This is a genomic window from Stenotrophomonas sp. PS02289 (genome assembly GCF_029960115.1).
Lineage (GTDB): Bacteria > Pseudomonadota > Gammaproteobacteria > Xanthomonadales > Xanthomonadaceae > Stenotrophomonas.
In genome coordinates this window covers 12628-28565 of the sequence record NZ_JASCOZ010000019.1, presented here as the reverse complement: position 1 = coordinate 28565, position 15938 = coordinate 12628, and the positions used below count along the sequence as shown (strand labels likewise).

Genomic DNA, 15938 nt, shown 5'->3' with positions numbered 1-15938 from the left:
CCGGGGTTGTTCCGGTAGAGCCACGATGGACGGGGTTGTTCCGGTAGAGCCAAGATGGACGGGGTTGTTCCGGTAGAACCAAGATGGGCGGGGTTGTCCCGCTGGCGCCACGATGGGCAGGGTCAGGTGGCGGGGCTGAACTTCAGGGTCGCGACGACGCCACGGTCCTGGCCAGGCCGCACGCTGACCTGCCAGCCGTAGAGGTCACACAGGCGACTGACGATGGAAAGCCCGATTCCGCCACCCTGCGAATGACCGGCATGGGTGCCCCGGTAACCGCGCTGGAACAACTTGGCGGCATCTTCGGCGCTCAGCCCCGGGCCGCTGTCGATGACGTCGACCTGGTCGCCGGTCACCCGGACCCGCACCGAACCTTCCTGCGAGTACTTCACCGCGTTGCCAATCAGGTTGCCCAGGGCGACCGAAAGTGCCGACTCCGGGGCATCGACCACCAGCTCGCGGTCCCCTTCCACCACCAGCTCCAGCGGCTTGCCGCCGAGCTGGGCGCGGTGCGCTTCCAGCAGCTGCTCGGCCACGCGGGAGACATTGCTGCTGCCCTGCCCGCGCTCGTTGCGCGAAAGCAGCAGCAGCGAGCCGATCAGGTCGGTGCACTGTTGTTCGGCGCGCTGGATGCGCTGCAGGCGCTGCAGCACCTTGGGATCGAGGTCGGGCCGGGTAAGCAGCAGCTCGGTCGCGCCGCGGATCACCGCCAGCGGGGTGCGCAGTTCGTGGCTGACGTCGGCATTGAACTCGCGGTCGCGCTGCACCACTTCGGTCAAACGCGCGGAGTAGTCATCCAGGGCCTGCGCCAGCTGCCCGACCTCGTCGTCCGGGAAGCGCGGGGCCAGCGGCTCGGGTTCGCTGGTGCCACCACGGTAGGCGCGCAGGCGCGCCGCCAGGTCGGACACCGGCTTCATCACCTTCGACGCCGACCACCAGCCCAGCACCCACGAGAGCAGGCTGAACACCAGCACCGAGAAGAACAGCGCGCGCTTGAGCTGCTGCTCGCCGCGCAGGCTCTCGGTCATGTCATAGGCGAGGAAGAACCACGCCTCGGGGGTTTTGCGCACCGCCAGCTTGTAGGAGAACGCGTTGCCCTGCTCGTCAACGCCGCCCAGGCTGTGGATGCCGTCCTTGAAGTCGTACCAGTCAGGCTCTTCCGTTCGGAGTGCCTCGAACCGGTCCGGACCGACGATACGCGCGCGCATCTGCTGTACGGGCAGGTCCGGGTTGCGCGAGGGGTCCAGCTGGAACCGCCGCGCGTACTCGTTGATGTTGCGGTTCATCACGTCTTCGACCAGCTGGTTCTCCACGCGGGCGCGGGCCCAGTTGGTGGCGAACGCAAACAGCGTGGTCAGGCAGAAGCCCAACAGCACGAACGAGACGATGATGCGGCTGCGCAGCCGGCGCCGATACGGCGCACGGCGGCGCCCCCCTGTAGTCGGCACGGGATCAGGCTTCCGGCGCGGCGATGCGGTATCCGATGCCATGGCGGGTCTGGATCAGCGGTACTTCAAACGGCTTGTCCACCACGGCACGCAGGCCATGGATGTGGACCCGGAGCGAGTCCGAATCCGGCAGCTCCTCGCCCCATACGCGGGTTTCCAGTTCCTGGCGGGTCACCACAGCCGGCGCGGCCTCCATCAGGGCCTGCAGGATCTTCAGTGCGGTGGGGTTGAGCTGCAGCAGCTTGCCCTGGCGGCGCACTTCCAGAGTGTCGAGGTTGTACTCCAGGTCACCAGTTTCCAGCACGCGGGTCTGCACACCCTTGCCACGGCGCGAAAGCGCATTGAGGCGGACTTCGACTTCCTGCAGCGCGAACGGCTTGATCAGGTAGTCGTCGGCACCGGAATCGAACCCGGCCAGCTTGTTGTCCAGCGAGTCGCGGGCCGTGAGCATCAGCACCGGAGTCTGCTTGCGCGCTTCATTGCGGAGCTTGCGGCAGACCTCGATGCCATCCATGCCCGGCAGGTTGAGGTCCAGCACGATGGCATCGAACTCGTGCACCACAGCCAGATGCAGGCCGGTGACGCCATCGGCCGCGAAATCCACCGTATGTCCCCGATCTTCCAGGTAATCGCCCAGATTGGCGGCGATGTCGCTGTTGTCTTCAATAACTAGAATGCGCACTGGAACCTCTGGTTCGTAAATAGGTCACTGCCCCTCGCGCCAGGACAGCGCGCGAGGGGTCACGTTCAGCTAGCGAACGATACAGCGTCCAGTCTTAACATTTCGTACCGATGCCCGGGCGTGAAGGCAACTTACCGACCGCCACTCGGGCCGTAGTTGTTGAAGCGCTGGTTGTTGTTCATCACGTTGCGAGCGGCCTCCTCGGCCTTGCGACGTTGCGCGACGGTCATGCAGACGTTTTGCGGGAAGTTGCTGCCGGTGCTGCGCTCGCGGCGGCACACCAGGCGGCTGTCGGCATGGCTGCTGGTCAAAATCACATTGACCTTTTCCTGCTCATTGAAGATGTCGGTCTTCGTTTGCGGCGCGACCTCACTGATGAGGTCATGGTCGCCCATGAGCGTCGAAATGCGGCTCAATGCCTGACGCACCGCGCTTTTGTCTTCCATGCTGATTTCGCTGTAGCGCTCGCTGCCGATCGCCTTCTCGACTTCCTGGATCTGTTCGGCCACCGGGGTGGTCGAATTCATCTGCACAGCCTCCTTGCTGCCCTTCTCCTTGGCCTGCGTTGCACCGGCCACACACAACAGCACTGCTATCGACAACATGCGGATCATTGGTCTCTCCCATTCCATCCATGAACGAAGCCCTAACTGTACGATCGCGGATGGCGCTCGGCAATGTGCCGGTTGGCACAAAAGAAAAAGGCCCGGGTGGCTGCCCACCCGGGCCTGAAGTCATTCCCGATTACCGTTTCTGCTGAGGAGGGCAGAGCTGCGGTTCGTTGAAGCCTACGCGGGGGTCGATTAAACCCGTGTTAAAACCTGCCCGGATTCTGTACGAAAATTTCAAACCTTTGATTTCGTTGGTTTTTTATGCGCAACAACCTGCCCTGCCACGTGCTCGATGATGCGCCCGGCGAGGTCGCCCTGGCAGATCCCCTCGATGCCCTCCAGCCCGGGCGTGGAGTTCACCTCCAGCACCAACGGGCCGCGATCGGACCGGATCAGGTCGACCCCGGCCACCCCCAGGCCCAGCGCACGGGCCGAGCGGATCGCCACCTGCTGCTCGGCGCGGGTGGCCTTGATGGCCAAGGCGCTGCCGCCGGCGTGCAGGTTGGAGCGGAAGTCGCCCTCGGGGGCCTGGCGGCGCATGGCACCCACCACCTGGTCGCCGACCACCAGGCAGCGCAGGTCCGCCCCCTGCGCCTCGCCGATGAACTCCTGCATCAGGAAGTTGGCGTACAGGCCACGCAGGGCTTCGACGATGCCGCGCGAGGCGCTGGCCTTCTCGGTGAGGATCACCCCCCTGCCCTGGGTGCCCTCGTTGAGCTTCACCACATGCGGCGGCGGCCCCAGCATGGACAGCAGGTCAACGGTGTCGTCCGGATTGTCGCCAAACACGGTCACCGGCATGTCGATGCCCTTGGAGGCCAGGATCTGGTGGGCGCGCAGCTTGTCGCGCGCGCGCAGGATGGCGTCGGACGGGTTGGGCGTGACCGCCCCCATCATCTCGAACTGGCGCAGCACGGCGGTGCCATAGCGGGTGACGGACGCGCCGATACGCGGAATCACCGCGTCCACGCCGGTGATCGGCCGGCCCTTGTAATGCATTGAAAAACCGTCGGCGGCAATGCGCATGTAGCAGCGCAACGGGTCCAGCACCCGCACGGTGTGCCCCCGGCTACGCGCCGCCTCCACCAACCGCCGCGTGGAGTACAGCTTGCTGTTGCGGGAAAGGATGGCGAGTTTCATCGGGGTGTGTGGATGGGGAAAGCGCGAAGCATAGCGCGCAGACCCCTGCGCGCGGATGACGGCGTTGTGCAGCCGCCGTGCTGCACTCTTCGCCTCACCTTGCAAGGAAAGCGGTGATAAGAAATGGTGCCAGGAGCGTCAACAGGAACCCGCTGACGAATGCCATCGGCACTTCCTCCGGCCTGCACGTCTGCCGGACGATGGGGAGCGTCGAGTCCATGGCAGTCGCCCCGGCAGCAGCGATACCCAGCCGAGCGTGCCGCCTTCCGAGCAGATACAGCAGAACTATGGCGACGAACTCGCGACCCAGATCAACGAACAGCGCGGTAGCCCCATAAATCTCGCCAGCCAAGGAGCCCACCAGCGTGCTTGATAGCGTGAACCAGCCAAACCCCGTAGCGAGAGCAAGCAACAGTCGAAGATCATCGCCCGTAACCAGGTGGACCACAACCGCGCCAAGCAGGGATCCCGCAACCACGATGATGGGCACGCTCAACACCTGCCGGGAGAACCAGTGACGTTTGATATCCAAACCCGCTAGATCAACGCCCACCAGGACGATGAGCACCATCAAAGCAACGTGGCTCAGCGGAATACCCAATGGACTAGCTGAGATGCCAGATGGTGCCATCGCTGCGCTAGCCACTAGCCCCGCCGAGACCATCAATATGGCGAGCCCGCACTCCCGCAGGGCGGGCAGCATCGCAGCTCCCCGCGCCCGCAGCCCCTTACGCGACGGGAGCGTGCGCCGAATCGGCACCTGACTGCGCGCCGGCCGGAAAAACATGGTGAGCAGCAGACACGGCACTGCCGTGGTCGTCACCACCATGAGCAGCGCCGCACCCATGACCTGCCTGACAGCATCCAATGATCGCAGTGCATTTTCGAACTCGACACCGATCAGAAACAGCATCAGCCATACCAAAGGCCCGATAAGGCGAACAAGCCCCTTGTTCACCATGCCTGACAGCAGATATCGACCAGCCAGCCAACCGCCTGCGAGAGCTGCAAGTATGGGCAGCATCGAATGAACCGCCTTGGTGATCATATCTTCTGCACAGTTGGCGAGAAGTCCACAAGCACCATGCAACGCTCGCAGACCATCGCGTCACGATCACTATCGCTCGCCATTCGAACAGGACTGACGTAGTGAGACACTTTGGGGTCATGAACCACAAAACTGTCCAGGGGATTCACCAGAGTGAACTCCGAAATGATTTGATCCGGCCTCACATGCTCCATCGGGGTATCTCTCAACGCGGGCGATGCGATGTAATTGACACCCCCATCCAAATTGGGAGATCGATGGATCAGGTGCGCAAACGTGAATGTCTCCCCATCCTGGTGAAAGCAGTTTGGCGAGCTGACTCCCCACTTATCGGGGCCACATGACGTCAACTTGATGAAATGAACACCGAAGTAGATTGGCATCGCCTGTCCCGGCGAATCCCAGAACGTATTTGAATAATCTTCGCGAATCAGGTCGAGCAGGAGTTCGCATTCCATTACGTCTTCGCTTAGGCAGGGGAACTGCCGCGAACGATGATGATCAGGGTTGAATGAGCCTTGCCCGTACGCGGCGAGTCGCTGCCCACCCTCCCCTTGCAGGGCGGGCATCCAATGCGGCGTGGCCTGATGGCACCATGGAAGAATTACGCCATTGCCATAGCGTCGGTAGCGGTTTGCATCCGATGGCGCGTAGGGATCCAACTCCAGCTTCGCGAACTCGCTCCTGAGCAGTTCGATCTCCCCATCCAAGCTGGCTCGCTTAGGTCGAATGGCGTAGTGGGCATATCCGTTTTCCAGCAACGCATCGCGGGGCATCGTCCGTCCTCAATCAAATGGAGGAGTGATGGTGAAGATCAAGTTGCGCTGCGTCGATCAGGGTTTTCTGACCTCACACGGAACAGGTTCACATTGTAGTTACGTTGCCGATTCCGGCCCATTTTTTCCGGACAATTGCGTCAAGTTGCGTCGTCCCAGCGATTTTCAGGCTCCAATCACAAACGCATCGAGCTCACACATCTTTCCATCCCGGAAACGCCAGACGTCGCTATAGGCAAGTTCCGCGGGCTTGCCTTCGGGGCCATCCCCCATGATCGTGCCGATCGCAATCACGCGATCCCCCTCCGCGACCATGTACTGCACCTCAAACTGCGGCGGCACTGAATACGCCCCTTTCATCCACGCGCGAACCGCCTGTTTGCCCTGCAACGTGCCCTCACCCACGGTCGTCCAGCGGATATCGTCGGTGCAATGGGCAAGGAACCCTTCATTGTCACCCGCGCGAACCGCAGCGTTGGCGGCTTCCAGCACTGCCTTGTTTGATCCGCACATGTAGAACCCCACGCATGACGCAATGCGCCGTTCGCGCCATCATTTCAGCGCGCGGGTCAATAAAGCGTGCGTGGAATATGTCGAAATAGCAGCCCCCTTGAGTCAAGGGGGCGCGCCGACAGGCGCGGGGATCTGGTGGCATGCCGCCACGCTCCATGGTTTGCTGCGCAAACCGTGGAGCGGGTGAAGGGAATCGAACCCTCGTCAGTAGCTTGGGAAGCTACAGCTCTACCATTGAGCTACACCCGCTTGGTGCCCGGGAATTCTATGCGCCCGGGCGGGAAAAAGGCAACGGGCGGCATTGCGCCGCCCGTGCCGTTGGATCAGAAGCTACCGCTGAACTGCGCGAAGATGGTCGCGTCGCGGGCGCTGTTCTGCGCGGCGGTGGTGCTGATGCCGATGTTGCTGCTCAGGCCGAACATGTCCATGCGCACGCCCATGATGGCGGTCACGTAGTCCTCGTCGAACTCCAGGCCCGGCACCTTGTACATGCCGGCTTCCGGCATGGTCTGCAGCCACGCGCTGGCCTGCTGGCCGTCTTCGAACTCATGGTCCCAGGTGATCTGCGCGTACGGCTTGACGCTGCCGCCATCAAAGCGCATCTGCCAGCCCAGGCGGCCCACGGTCGAGTCCACGTCCTGATTGCCATAGCCCAGCGCGGTGGCGCTCAGGTTGGACTCGTTGTAGGCGTCCAACTTGACCTTCTGCCAGATCACCGAGGCGACCGGACCGTGGCGCAGGCCGCCCTCGGTGCCGAACTCGTAACCGGCGTTCAGCGCGGCGGTCAGGTTGCTGCCCTCCGGCTTGCCGGTGTGGGTGCGGGTGGCCGGGCCGAGCTGGACCTTGCGGGTGACGTCGTAATCGAGCCAGCTGTAGCTGACCTGGCCGTTCACCCACACCTTGTCGCCATACCAGCCGGCAAACAGACCCAGGGAGGTGTCGGACTGGGTGAAGTCACCCTTGTTGTGGCCGAAGTCGGCGTCCATGCGGCCGTAACCGGCGAAACCGCCGAGCACCAAGCCGTCCTTCGCCCAATCCATGCCGAACAGGCCGGCCGGAGCCAGGCCGTCGTACAGGTCGGCGTGGTCGTAGCGCTGCATGTCACCGCGCACGCCACCCCACCAGCTCAGGCCATCGGCCGGACGACCGCCCACGTGCAGGCTGACCTGGTCGGCGCGCGAGCGGCCGATGGTCTGCGCCGAATGGGTCAGGATCTGCTGGTTGCGCGGGGCTTCCAGAATGGACAGCGTGTACTGCCCCAGCATTTCATGCGTGGCCGTGGTCGGGTGCACGCCGTCGGCGAACACGTAGTTGTTGGCCGCGTTCGGATTGACGTAGGCAGTCGGGTTGCAGGTCAGCGAGGAGGCCGTGGCGCAGGCCGGGCTGGTGACGTTGACGAAGCCGTAGGTGCCCGGGCTGGCGACGATTTCCTGCAGGATGTGGAAGGTGTCGACCGGAATGACCTGCAGACCGGCGCTCTTCAGGCCGGCGAACAGGGCGTCGTTGTAGGCCTTGGCCAGCGCGGTGCCCTGCGCCATGCCCACCGCGCCGCCGGCGCGCGCGGCCGGGGTCAGGCCGATGTCAGGCAGGGTCGGCACGACGATGTACTGCGCGCCAGCGCCCTTCAGGGTGCCCACGATGCCGACCTGGTCGGTCACCGCCGCGCCCAGGGTGGCCTGCAGCGGCGCACCGGCCTGGATGGCGAACAGGTCGTTGGCCCCGCCCCACACGGTGTACAGGCCGTTGGCATCGGCCTTGCCACCGTTGGCAGCCAGATACTGCTGGGTCTGCTCCTTGAGCGAGTAAACCGGCACTGCCGGCGTGTTCGGGGCCAGGATCTGGCTGCCGTGCACGCCCACGCGCGCGCCGCCGATGGCGTAGTTGTCACCGCCTTGGCCATTGCCGTTGGCCGTGGCATTGGTGCCGTAGTAGTCGGCAACGTACTGCGCCCACACCCAACCCGGGTTGGTGGTGAACTGACCGGTCACCGGCCGCACTTCTGCAGGCAGCAGCGGGCGGAAGTAGCCCTGGTCGGTCAGGCTGTCGCCAATGAACACGGTCTTGGAATACGGGGACTGCGCCATGGCCGGCACTGCGGCCAGGGCAATGGCCACGGCCATCAGGGAACGCAGGGGACGCTTGCTGAGCAGCATGAAAAACTCCTTGAGGGTGGAAGCGGCCGACGTACGCCGGCGCACGGTGCCATGGTCCTACTGCACCCCGGCTGTTTCACGCTGCATTGCGACATGGAACCGGCCGGGATCGGCGCAGAACCACGCCAGCACAGGCATGGACGGCCACCGACGGGGGCGGCAAGGGTACGCGGAAGTGGGGCCTTTAGGGGACAATGGCGTCATGAACATCCAGCTCAATGGCGAACCCCGCCAGCTTCCGCAAAGCACCACCGTCCAGCAGTTGCTTGACCTTGAACAGCTGACCCAGCGCCGCGTGGCGGTGGAGGTCAATGGCGAGATCGTGACCCGCAGCCTGCACGGAACGCACGAACTGCACGACGGCGATGTGATCGAGATCGTCCACGCATTGGGCGGCGGTTGAGGGTCGAAATCGGGCGGGGCGGCCGACGCCACGTGTGTGATAATTCACCGCATGACAGCTCACGCCTCCCCCGATTCGCTGGTGATCGCCGGCAAGACCTACACGTCCCGGCTGCTGACCGGAACCGGCAAGTTCAAGGACCTGGAAGAAACGCGCATCGCCACCGAGGCAGCCGCGGCCCAGATCGTCACCGTGGCCATCCGCCGCACCAACATCGGGCAGAACCCGGGCGAGCCCAACCTGCTGGATGTGCTGCCGCCGGACCGCTACACCATCCTGCCCAACACCGCCGGCTGCTACACCGCCGAAGACGCGGTGCGCACCTGCCGGCTGGCGCGTGAGCTGCTCGACGGCCACAACCTGACCAAGCTGGAAGTGCTGGGCGACCAGAAAACCCTGTACCCGGACGTGGTGCAGACCCTGAAGGCCGCCGAGCAGCTGGTCAAGGACGGCTTCGAGGTCATGGTCTACACCTCCGACGACCCGATCCTGGCCAAGCGCCTGGAAGAAATCGGCTGCGTGGCGGTGATGCCGCTGGCCGCGCCGATCGGCTCGGGGCTGGGCATCCAGAACAAGTACAACCTGCTGGAAATCATCGAGAGCGCCAAGGTGCCGATCATCGTTGATGCCGGCGTGGGCACCGCCTCCGATGCCGCCATTGCGATGGAACTGGGCTGCGACGGCGTGCTGATGAACACCGCCATTGCCGGCGCACGCAACCCGGTGCTGATGGCCAGCGCGATGCGCAAGGCGGTCGAAGCCGGCCGTGAAGCCTTCCTGGCCGGGCGCATTGCGCGCAAGCGTTATGCCAGTGCGTCTTCTCCGGTGGAAGGAGTGATCGGCTGATGACCAACCCGTTCTCGAGCAGCGGTGCCAAGGCTCCGCCCAAGCCGTTCACGGTGAGCGAAGGCCGCCGCGAGATCCGCAGCTTCGTGCTGCGCCAGGGGCGCTTCACGCCGGCCCAGCAGCGCGCGTTTGACGAGCGCTGGCCGCGCTTCGGACTGGACTACTCCGGTGAACTGCGTGATCTGAACGCCACGTTCGGTCGCGACGCGCACAAGGTGCTGGAAATCGGCTTCGGCAACGGTGCAGCGCTGCGCTTTGCCGCGCAGCAGGACCCCAGCCGCGACTACATCGGCATTGAGGTGCATGCCCCCGGCGTGGGCCGGCTGCTGAATGCACTGGCCGACGACAACGCCGATCACGTGCGCCTGTACCACCACGACGCGGTGGAAGTGCTGGAAAAGGAAATCGCCGATGGCGCGCTCGATGAAGTGCGCATCTATTTCCCCGACCCGTGGCACAAGAAGCGCCACAACAAGCGCCGCCTGCTGCAGCCGGCGTTCGCGGCGCTGCTGGTGCGCAAGCTGCGCCCGGGCGGTCGCCTGCACTGCGCCACCGACTGGGAAGACTACGCCGAGCAGATGTGGGAGGTGCTGGACGCCACCGAAGGGCTGGTCAACCGCGCCGGTCCGCGTGGCCAGGTCGATCGACCGGAGTGGCGACCACAGACCCACTTCGAGACCCGCGGCCAGAAACTCGGCCACGGCGTGTGGGATCTGCTGTACGACCGCACCTGACCCAAGGCCAAGGACCCGCGCCACCCCATGGAAACCGCGCTGACGCTGACCAACGACATGAAGCTCGTCCTCGGGCTGGTTGGGTTCACGATGGCGATGTTCCTGTTCGAGCGCATCCGCGCCGACGTGGTGGCGCTGGTGGTGCTGGTGGTGCTCGGCGTGACCGGCCTGATCGCACCGGAAGAAATCTTCGGTGGCTTCTCCGGTAACGCGGTGATGAGCATCATCGCCACCACCATTCTCGGCGCGGGCCTGGACCGCACCGGCGCGCTGAACCGGCTGGCGGCGTGGCTGCTGCGGCGCGGCCACGGCGTTGAACAGCGGTTGCTTATGATGACCACGGCCATTGCCGGCCTGAACTCGTCCTTCATGCAGAACCCGTCGGTGATGGCCCTGTACCTGCCAGTGGCCTCCCGGCTGGCCGCGCGCACCGGGCTCACCCTGCAACGGCTGCTGCTGCCAATTGCCGCGGCCATCGTGATGGGCGGCGCGCTGACCATGGTCGGCAATTCGCCACTGATCCTGCTCAACGACCTGCTGGCCTCGGCCAACAACAATCTGCCGTCGGGCCTGGCCACCATCGAGCCGCTGCGGATGTTCGCGCCACTGCCGATCGGCCTGGCACTGCTGGTAGCCTCGCTGCTGTACTTCCGCTTCTTCGGCGACCGTAAGCTGGTGGAAGAAGAGACCCTGGCCAACGATGGGGTGACCCCGACCCGCACCGAGAACTACTTCGCCAAGACCTACGGTATCGAGGGCGATGTGTTCGAACTGGTGGTCAGCGCGGAGAGTCCGCTGGTCGGCATGACCCTGGGCGAGGCCGAAACAGTGCACGACGCGCCGCTGATGCTGGCACTGAAAACCGGTAACGACACCCGCCTGGCCCCACCGGCGGAAATGCGCATCTGGGTCGGCAGCGTGCTCGGCGTGATGGGCAGCCGCCAGCAGGTCAGCGATTTCGCACAGAACCAGTTCCTGCGCATGTCCTCGCGCCTGAAGCACCTGGGCGACCTGTTCAACCCCAGCCGCGCGGGCATTTCCGAAGCGGTGGTACCGCCCACCTCCGAGGTGATCGGCAAAAGCGCTTCGCAGCTGCGCCTGCGCAAGCAGCGCGGGATCAGCCTGCTGGCGATCAACCGCGACAAGCAGGTCATCCGCGAGGACGTGCGCAACGTGCCGCTGCGTGCGGGCGACATGCTGGTGTTCCACAGCATCTGGACCGACCTGGCCCAAGCCGCCAAGAGCCGCGACTTCGTGGTGGTGACCGACTACCCCAAGGGCGAGCAGCGGCCGCACAAATTCAAGATCGCAATGACGATCTTCGCCATCACCATCCTGATCGCACTGACCTCCAAGCTGCCGGTGGCGCTCACGCTGATGACCGGCGTGGCGGGCATGCTGCTGACCGGCGTGCTGCGCATGGACGAGGCCTACGCCTCGATCAACTGGAAGACCATCTTCATGATGGCCGGCCTGATTCCGTTGGGCTGGGCGATGGACAGCAGTGGCGCGGCGGCCTGGGTGGCCGGCCACACCATCGACCGGCTGCCCACCGGCATACCGGTGTGGACCCTGGAAATCGCGTTGGCGCTGCTGACCACGGTGTTCTCGCTGGTGATCAGCCACGTGGGGGCGACCATCGTGATGGTGCCCATCGCGGTGAATCTGGCCTTGGCCGCTGGTGGCAACCCGACGGCCTTTGCGCTGATTGTGGCGCTGTCGGCCTCGAACAACCTGATGACGGCCTCCAACCCGGTGATTTCGATGATCACCGGTCCGGCCAACTACACCCCGCGCGAGTTGTGGCGGGTGGGTGCGCCGCTGTCGTTGATCTACACGATCGTGGTCGTGTTGATGATCAATTTGATGTTTTAAAGCGTACCGACCAACGGTCGGTACCTACCGGGTGGTGCGACAAACCGGTAGATGCCGACCGTTGGTCGGCATTCCGTCAGACGAGATACACCTGACCGTCGCGCACCTGCAACGCCACCGACCGCAGCGCATCGCCCTTGCACGGCCCCGCCACGCATTCGCCATCGTCCAGCGAGAACGATGCCCCATGTGCGGCACACACCAGGTGCCCTTCGCGGCTCTTGAGGAACTGCCCCGGTGCCCAGTCCAGCCGGCGGCCGGCGTGCGGACAGATGTTGAGCCAGCCGCGCACGCTGTTGCCCTCGCGGAACAGCACGGCCGATTCGAAATCGCCGTCAAGACGCACCTCGACCTCGGCGAATGCACCGTCGGTGATGGCGTCCACGGCGATCAGGGGCGACGGCGATTGGGCAACGGACATGGCGTTTCACACGAGCGAGCGAGGCCGGAATTGTCGCATGCCTGACCGCCGGCTGGCTGGAAAATGAACGCAAGCCATTGATTTGAAATGACAGAATGTCGCAGTTAACGTATTTTTCACTCATGCACCCAAGTGACCCGAGATACTGGCCCCCTGCTGACTCCAGCCGAATGATCACCATGCCGCTTCGCTTCCAGTTCAACCAGTTCCGCACCCTGTTCGCGCCGCGCAAGCCGCGCCACCCGTTGGTGCGCGTTGCGGTCGGCCTGCTGGGCCTGGCCGTGCTGGCCGCCCTGGTGTTCGTGGGCGTGTTCGTGGGTGCGGCGATGATCATCGCCGGCGTGGCGTGGAAGCTGCTGGCCAGCCGCAAGCAGGCCGCGCGCCAGGGCGACCCGAAGGTCGTTGAAGGCGAATACCGCGTCGTGCGCAAGCAGGCGTTGCCGTTGTCGCGTTGAGGTCATTCGCCGTTTGAGGTTGTTGCCGACCGGCCGTCGGCCCTACCATCGCGTGAACCCCTGCAACAGGACACGCGCGCATGACCGATGTAATTCCCACACCTGAAACGCCCCGCATTCCGGTGGCCGGTGGCGGCACCTTCCCGGTGCGCCGGATCTACTGTGTGGGTCGCAATTTTGCCGACCATGCGCGTGAAATGGGGGCCGCCGTTCCCGCCGCCGATGACCGCGGTCGCCCGATGTTCTTTGCCAAGCCCGCCGATGCCATCGTGGTGGGCCACGATGACGTGATCCCCTACCCGCCCTCGACCTCCGACCTGCACCACGAAGTGGAGCTGGTGGTGGCGATCGGCCGCGATGCACCCGCCGGCGTGTTGGCGGTCGACCAGGCGGAGGCGCTGGTGTTCGGCTACGGTGTCGGTCTGGATCTGACCCGTCGCGACCTGCAGGCCGCCGCCAAAGCCAAGGGTCATCCCTGGGACGCCGCCAAGGGCTTTGATGCCTCTGCTCCGGTCAGCGAACTGGTACCGGCAGGCGAAGTGGGTGACCTGGCCGCACTGAACCTCTCGCTGGAGATCAATGGCGAAGTACGCCAGCAGTCGCTGCTGGACCAGATGATCTGGAACGTCCCGGAGATCCTGCACGAACTGTCCAAGCTGTGGGCCCTGCGCGCGGGCGACCTGGTGTTCATGGGCACGCCCAGTGGCGTGGCCGCGCTCAAGCCGGGTGACCGCTTCAGCGCACGCCTGGAAAATGTCGCCGAGCGCCACGGCATCATCGGCGGATGACATCGGCTGCGTTACCCTGCCTTGCCTTTTGAATGCACCACAACAGGAGAACCCGATGGGGATGCTGACTGAGTTCAAGGAATTTGCCATGCGTGGCAACGTCATCGACCTGGCGGTCGGCGTTGTCATTGGTGCGGCGTTCGGCAAGATCGTCACCGCGTTGGTCGACAAGATCATCATGCCGCCGCTGGGCTACCTGATTGGCCGCGTGGACTTCTCGGAACTGGCGTGGACGTTGTCACCGGCCCGGGTAGCGGCGGACGGCACCGAGATTCCTGCGGTGGTGATCGGCTATGGCGATTTCCTCAACACGCTGGTGCAGTTCATCATCGTGGCCTTTGCGATCTTCATGGTGGTGAAGGTAATCAACCGCCTGGCCAAGAAGAAGGAAGCCGCGCCGGCGGCACCCAAGGAAGAAATCCTGCTGCTGCGCGAGATCCGCGACAACCTGAAGAAATAAGGCGTACGCACCAACGGTGCGCACCTACCGGTAGGTGGCGCACCGTTGGTCGCCACGCCGGAAATTGGAAAACAGCATCTTCCAGAACCATGACCTCCCGCCCATGTGCGGTGGGGCGATGCTGTTACTCTCAGACGCTTCCGCCCCGTTTTCCGGAGTTGCCATGCGTCGCCGCGTCCTTGCCATCGCATCCACCCTCGCGCTGCTGGCTTCGCCGGCCTTCGCGGCCCCGTCCACCACCACCCTGCCTCCGGCCTCGCTGGGCACCGCCGCACAGCTGCGCGAGCAGGCGCTGAAGGACGACACGGGCTGGAAAGTGGTGGAGTCGCTGACCACCGAAATCGGTCCGCGCATTGCGGGCAGCGAAGCGGATGCGCGCGCCGTGGCGTGGGCGGTGGCCAAGTTCAAGGCACTGGGGTTTGACAAGGTCTGGACCGAGCCGGTGGAGTTCCCGAAGTGGGAACGCCGCAGTGAAAGCGCACAGGTCGTCGGCAAGCACGCGCAACCGCTTGCCATCACCGCACTGGGCGGCAGCCCGGGCGGCACCGTGGAAGCGGAAGTGGTGCGCTTTGCCGATCTGGCCGCGCTGCAGGCCGCGCCGGAAGGCTCGCTGAAGGGCAAGATCGCGTTCGTCGACTACCAGATGACGGCCTATCGTGATGGGCGTGACTACGGCAAGGGCGGCGCAGTGCGCAGCAAGGGGCCGTCCGAAGCGATCCGCAAGGGGGCCGTCGGCTTTGTGATGCGTTCGGCGGGCACCGATTCGCACCGCGTTCCGCACACCGGCATCACCCGCTTCGACGACGGCCTGACCCCGGTCCCCTCGGCGGCATTGTCGGTACCCGATGCGAACCAGCTGGCACGCCTGGTCGCGCTGGGCGATACCCGTATCAAGCTCAGCCTGGACTGCGGCTGGGATGGCAAGGCCACCTCGTACAACGTGATCGGTGAAATCACCGGGCGCAGCTTGCCCAAGGAAGTGGTGGTGATCGGTGGCCACCTGGATTCGTGGGACCTGGGCACCGGCGCGGTGGATGACGGTGCCGGCGTGGCCATCACCATGGCCGCCGGGCATCTGATCGGCACGCTCAAGCAGGCCCCCAAGCGCACCATCCGCGTGGTCGCGTTCGCCAATGAGGAACAGGGTCTGTACGGCGGCAAGGCCTATGCCGAAGCCCACGCCAAGGACATCGCCGTGCATCAGCTGGCCGCCGAGAGCGACTTTGGTGCCGGCCGCATCTATGCCTTCAACACCGGCTCGCCGAACCCGGAAGGGTCGCGCGAAGCAACCCGCCAGATCGCCGAAGTGATGAAGCCGCTGGGCATCGAATACGTCGCCGACAAGGGCGGCCCGGGCCCGGACATTGGCCCGCTGGCGGCCAAGGGCGGTGCCTGGGCGTGGTTGGCGCAGGACGGCAGCGACTACTTCCATCTGCATCACACCGCTGACGACACGCTCGACAAGATCGACCCGGCCGCGCTGGCGCAGAACGTGGCCGCCTACACGGTGTTTGCGTATCTGGCGGCAGAAGCCGACGGTTCGTTCGGCAGCGAGGCCAAGCCGACCACGCCGCCGAACGAATGA

General features: G+C 64.7%; 17 protein-coding genes and 1 tRNA gene. 8 read left to right on the top strand and 10 right to left on the bottom strand.

What is annotated here, in order from left to right; all coding sequences use genetic code 11:
• Positions 1–122: 122 nt before the first annotated feature.
• From QMX83_RS04690 to QMX83_RS04650, 9 genes are all read right to left on the bottom strand, one after another.
• A complete protein-coding gene (locus QMX83_RS04690) occupies positions 123–1490 on the bottom strand; it encodes a HAMP domain-containing sensor histidine kinase (RefSeq protein ID WP_282295497.1) in 1368 nt (455 codons plus the stop codon).
• Complete coding sequence (locus tag QMX83_RS04685) at positions 1453–2130, bottom strand: response regulator transcription factor (RefSeq protein ID WP_017356179.1); 678 nt, start codon at positions 2128–2130, stop codon at positions 1453–1455. The genes QMX83_RS04690 and QMX83_RS04685 overlap by 38 nt, the downstream gene beginning before the upstream one ends.
• A gap of 131 nt (positions 2131–2261) precedes the next feature.
• On the bottom strand, positions 2262–2744 hold the full coding sequence (locus QMX83_RS04680) for a hypothetical protein (RefSeq protein ID WP_282295496.1): 483 nt from the start codon (positions 2742–2744) through the stop codon (positions 2262–2264).
• A gap of 231 nt (positions 2745–2975) precedes the next feature.
• Entirely contained in the window at positions 2976–3881 is a 906-nt protein-coding gene (gene rimK / locus QMX83_RS04675; protein ID WP_282295495.1) for a 30S ribosomal protein S6--L-glutamate ligase, read from the bottom strand.
• A 94-nt stretch (positions 3882–3975) separates the two neighbouring features.
• Entirely contained in the window at positions 3976–4929 is a 954-nt protein-coding gene (locus QMX83_RS04670; RefSeq protein WP_282295494.1) for a lysine exporter LysO family protein, read from the bottom strand.
• Positions 4926–5705 (bottom strand): 2OG-Fe dioxygenase family protein, encoded by a 780-nt coding sequence (locus QMX83_RS04665; RefSeq protein WP_282295493.1) that lies wholly within the window; start codon positions 5703–5705, stop codon positions 4926–4928. The genes QMX83_RS04670 and QMX83_RS04665 overlap by 4 nt, the downstream gene beginning before the upstream one ends.
• A gap of 165 nt (positions 5706–5870) precedes the next feature.
• Entirely contained in the window at positions 5871–6197 is a 327-nt protein-coding gene (locus QMX83_RS04660; RefSeq protein WP_282295492.1) for a nuclear transport factor 2 family protein, read from the bottom strand.
• A gap of 196 nt (positions 6198–6393) precedes the next feature.
• Positions 6394–6467: transfer RNA gene (locus tag QMX83_RS04655), tRNA-Gly, on the bottom strand.
• 74 nt (positions 6468–6541) lie between these two features.
• The gene (locus QMX83_RS04650; RefSeq protein ID WP_282295491.1) at positions 6542–8371 is read right to left on the bottom strand and encodes an autotransporter domain-containing protein; all 1830 of its coding nucleotides are present in this window, start codon (positions 8369–8371) and stop codon (positions 6542–6544) included.
• 202 nt (positions 8372–8573) lie between these two features.
• On the opposite strand from QMX83_RS04650, the gene thiS reads away from it, so the two are divergent.
• The 4 genes from thiS to QMX83_RS04630 are packed head-to-tail and all read left to right on the top strand — an operon-like array spanning position 8574 to position 12229.
• The gene (gene thiS / locus QMX83_RS04645; protein ID WP_282295490.1) at positions 8574–8774 is read left to right on the top strand and encodes a sulfur carrier protein ThiS; all 201 of its coding nucleotides are present in this window, start codon (positions 8574–8576) and stop codon (positions 8772–8774) included.
• Positions 8775–8825: 51 nt separating this feature from the next.
• Positions 8826–9620 (top strand): thiazole synthase, encoded by a 795-nt coding sequence (locus QMX83_RS04640; protein ID WP_282295489.1) that lies wholly within the window; start codon positions 8826–8828, stop codon positions 9618–9620.
• Positions 9620–10354, top strand: a complete 735-nt coding sequence (trmB, locus tag QMX83_RS04635; RefSeq protein ID WP_282295488.1) for a tRNA (guanosine(46)-N7)-methyltransferase TrmB — start codon at positions 9620–9622, stop codon at positions 10352–10354. The genes QMX83_RS04640 and trmB overlap by 1 nt, the downstream gene beginning before the upstream one ends.
• A gap of 27 nt (positions 10355–10381) precedes the next feature.
• Complete coding sequence (locus tag QMX83_RS04630; protein WP_282295487.1) at positions 10382–12229, top strand: SLC13 family permease; 1848 nt, start codon at positions 10382–10384, stop codon at positions 12227–12229.
• A gap of 76 nt (positions 12230–12305) precedes the next feature.
• Here QMX83_RS04630 and QMX83_RS04625 read toward each other — a convergent pair whose 3' ends face one another.
• A complete protein-coding gene (locus QMX83_RS04625) occupies positions 12306–12650 on the bottom strand; it encodes a Rieske 2Fe-2S domain-containing protein (RefSeq protein ID WP_282295486.1) in 345 nt (114 codons plus the stop codon).
• 179 nt (positions 12651–12829) lie between these two features.
• Here QMX83_RS04625 and QMX83_RS04620 point away from each other — a divergent pair, with 179 nt between their 5' ends.
• From QMX83_RS04620 to QMX83_RS04605, 4 genes are all read left to right on the top strand, one after another.
• A complete protein-coding gene (locus QMX83_RS04620; protein ID WP_282295485.1) occupies positions 12830–13105 on the top strand; it encodes a hypothetical protein in 276 nt (91 codons plus the stop codon).
• An 80-nt stretch (positions 13106–13185) separates the two neighbouring features.
• On the top strand, positions 13186–13893 hold the full coding sequence (locus QMX83_RS04615; RefSeq protein WP_282295484.1) for a fumarylacetoacetate hydrolase family protein: 708 nt from the start codon (positions 13186–13188) through the stop codon (positions 13891–13893).
• Positions 13894–13948: 55 nt separating this feature from the next.
• Positions 13949–14353 carry a large-conductance mechanosensitive channel protein MscL gene (gene mscL, locus QMX83_RS04610; protein WP_282295483.1) on the top strand — a complete coding sequence of 135 codons (405 nt, stop codon included), beginning with the start codon at positions 13949–13951 and terminating at the stop codon, positions 14351–14353.
• Between the two features lie 163 nt (positions 14354–14516).
• Positions 14517–15938: a M28 family peptidase gene (locus tag QMX83_RS04605; RefSeq protein ID WP_282295482.1), complete on the top strand. Its 1422-nt coding sequence runs from the start codon at positions 14517–14519 to the stop codon at positions 15936–15938.

Excerpts from the sequence above, each read along its gene's own strand:
- QMX83_RS04690 (WP_282295497.1), bottom strand. The coding sequence starts at position 1,490 with ATGGCATCGGATACCGCATCGCCGCGCCGGAAGCCTGATCCCGTGCCG.
- QMX83_RS04680 (WP_282295496.1), bottom strand. The coding sequence starts at position 2,744 with ATGATCCGCATGTTGTCGATAGCAGTGCTGTTGTGTGTGGCCGGTGCA.
- rimK (WP_282295495.1), bottom strand. The coding sequence starts at position 3,881 with ATGAAACTCGCCATCCTTTCCCGCAACAGCAAGCTGTACTCCACGCGG.
- QMX83_RS04670 (WP_282295494.1), bottom strand. The coding sequence starts at position 4,929 with ATGATCACCAAGGCGGTTCATTCGATGCTGCCCATACTTGCAGCTCTC.
- QMX83_RS04665 (WP_282295493.1), bottom strand. The coding sequence starts at position 5,705 with ATGCCCCGCGATGCGTTGCTGGAAAACGGATATGCCCACTACGCCATT.
- QMX83_RS04650 (WP_282295491.1), bottom strand. The coding sequence starts at position 8,371 with ATGCTGCTCAGCAAGCGTCCCCTGCGTTCCCTGATGGCCGTGGCCATT.
- thiS (WP_282295490.1), top strand. The coding sequence starts at position 8,574 with ATGAACATCCAGCTCAATGGCGAACCCCGCCAGCTTCCGCAAAGCACC.
- QMX83_RS04640 (WP_282295489.1), top strand. The coding sequence starts at position 8,826 with ATGACAGCTCACGCCTCCCCCGATTCGCTGGTGATCGCCGGCAAGACC.
- trmB (WP_282295488.1), top strand. The coding sequence starts at position 9,620 with ATGACCAACCCGTTCTCGAGCAGCGGTGCCAAGGCTCCGCCCAAGCCG.
- QMX83_RS04630 (WP_282295487.1), top strand. The coding sequence starts at position 10,382 with ATGGAAACCGCGCTGACGCTGACCAACGACATGAAGCTCGTCCTCGGG.
- QMX83_RS04625 (WP_282295486.1), bottom strand. The coding sequence starts at position 12,650 with ATGTCCGTTGCCCAATCGCCGTCGCCCCTGATCGCCGTGGACGCCATC.
- QMX83_RS04620 (WP_282295485.1), top strand. The coding sequence starts at position 12,830 with ATGCCGCTTCGCTTCCAGTTCAACCAGTTCCGCACCCTGTTCGCGCCG.
- QMX83_RS04615 (WP_282295484.1), top strand. The coding sequence starts at position 13,186 with ATGACCGATGTAATTCCCACACCTGAAACGCCCCGCATTCCGGTGGCC.
- mscL (WP_282295483.1), top strand. The coding sequence starts at position 13,949 with ATGGGGATGCTGACTGAGTTCAAGGAATTTGCCATGCGTGGCAACGTC.
- QMX83_RS04605 (WP_282295482.1), top strand. The coding sequence starts at position 14,517 with ATGCGTCGCCGCGTCCTTGCCATCGCATCCACCCTCGCGCTGCTGGCT.